2 protein-coding genes are annotated in these 1,917 nt (G+C 70.3%); one reads left to right on the plus strand and one right to left on the minus strand.

All coding sequences use genetic code 11. From position 1 onward, the window contains the following. Window positions 1–22: 22 nt before the first annotated feature. The gene (locus C1I97_RS36290) at window positions 23–760 is read left to right on the plus strand and encodes an SIR2 family NAD-dependent protein deacylase (protein ID WP_111007164.1); all 738 of its coding nucleotides are present in this window, start codon (window positions 23–25) and stop codon (window positions 758–760) included. Window positions 761–849: 89 nt separating this feature from the next. Here the strand turns inward: C1I97_RS36290 and C1I97_RS36295 are convergent. After that, window positions 850–1,917 (minus strand): selenium-binding protein SBP56-related protein (locus tag C1I97_RS36295; protein ID WP_111007165.1); only part of this gene is annotated, 1,068 nt, incomplete at its 5' end.

Below are 1,917 nucleotides of genomic sequence, written 5' to 3' on the forward strand. Positions count from 1 at the left end.
CCCCCGCCCTACCCTCGGTCTCATGACCAAGCCCCTCGTCGCCATCCTCAGCGGCGCCGGCATCTCCACCGACTCCGGCATTCCGGACTACCGCGGCCCCAACGGGCTGTGGCGGAAGGACCCCGAGGCCGAGAAGCTCGTGACGTACGGCTACTACATGAACGACCCGGACATCCGCCGCCGCTCCTGGCAGATGCGACGCAAGAACCGCACCCTGCAGGCCGGGCCGAACGCCGCACACCGCGCCGTGGCCGACCTGGAGCGATCCGGGGTCCCGGTCCGGGTGATCACGCAGAACGTGGACGGGCTGCACCAGCTCGCCGGAATGCCCGCCCGCAAGGTGCTGGAACTGCACGGCAGCGTGCGCAGCGTGGTGTGCACGAAGTGTCATGCGCGCGGGCCGATGGAGGACGCCCTCGCCCGGGTCGAGGCCGGCGAGGACGACCCGCCGTGCCGGGACTGCGGCGGCATCCTGAAGTCGGCCACCGTCATGTTCGGCGAACGCCTCGACCCGGAGGTGCTCGGCGAGGCGGTCGCGATCACCAAGGCGTGCACGGTGTTCGTCGCCGTCGGCACCAGCCTCCAGGTCCAGCCCGCCGCCGGCCTCGCGGGCGTCGCCGCCGACCACGGCGCACGGCTGATCATCGTCAACGCCGAACCGACCCCCTACGACGACCTCGCCGCCGAGGTCGTACGGGAACCGATCGGCACCGCACTGCCCGAACTGCTGCGCGGGATCAGCACTGAGAGCACCCTCTAGCCTCGGCCTTCCGCGGATTCGACTGGTCTCGTCGGGATGGGAACGAAAACCGCCGCGGCCCGGTGCCGGCGCTCGCGGAGCGCAAGCGGTCAGCGGCGGTAGCAGTACGAGTCCGAGGAGGCGTCGCCGCCCTGCAGGCGTGTCTGGTGTACGCGCAGGCCGAGGAAGTCCGGGCCGTGCGGGAAGAAGCGGCTGTCGACGGAGAGTCCGCCGTGCGAGGTGTCGGCGTCGAGTTTGACCATCCACGGGTCGATGCCCGCGGGATAGAGCTGTGTGTCCCAGGTGGCGTACAAGGAGTTCGTCAGGTACGCGCGCCGCCCGTCGCGGCTGAGCTCGACCATCTGCGCTCCGCCCGTCAGCGGAGTGTCCGGTTCGGCGGGGTGCGGCTGTCGGCCGACGACGCCGCCAAGACGCACGGACGCGGTCTGCCGGGGATGGAACGGGTCGCTCACGTCGTACTGGAGGAGGTCGCCGGTTCCCCATGCGGATATGTACAGCCACTGGTCATCCACCGACAGGTCGATGTCGGTGATCAACGGGGGCACGGCTCCGAACGGCTGCAGAGCCGGGGGCAGGTCCTCCGTCCGCGCGGGCTCGGCCGGAATGGTGATCACCTTGCGGACGGCGAAGTCCTCGCCCTCCCGGTTCCACAGCCACACCGACGCCGACAGGTCCTCCACGTCGACCACGGTGTTGGTGAACCCCCACGTGGCCTCGGGGTCGTGCGCGGGGCGCAGTTCCAGGACCATCTGGTTCTCGTCTCCCAGATCGACGCGCTGGAGGTGCCGTCCGGAGTCCAGCTCCCAGAAGTGCAGTGAGTGGCCGTAGCGGCGACCCAGCAGCAGTTCGGGGACGAGGCCGTCCTCGATCATCGAGGGGGTCCCCCACTCGCTGGTCACGGCGATGTTCTGGCGCAGATGCCACCAGAGGTCGTAGGCGAACCACTGCGGTCCGCGGTCGCTCTCCCAGGCGCGCAGCACCTCGAAGCTTTCGTGGTCCAGCAGCGCGACGCCGCCGGGCCCGTCCGCGCCGTCCGCACCGCCCAAGCAGGACAGGAACATTCCGTCGGGACCACAGTGGAGTGTGTGCGGACGCGAGTATCCGGCCTTGGCGGCCAGCTCCTCGGGCTCGATCACCTTGACCAGGCGGGGGCGGGC

It is taken from the genome of Streptomyces sp. NTH33 (assembly GCF_003236365.1).
Lineage (GTDB): Bacteria > Actinomycetota > Actinomycetes > Streptomycetales > Streptomycetaceae > Streptomyces.

Excerpts from the sequence above, each read along its gene's own strand:
- C1I97_RS36290 (WP_111007164.1), top strand. The coding sequence starts at position 23 with ATGACCAAGCCCCTCGTCGCCATCCTCAGCGGCGCCGGCATCTCCACC.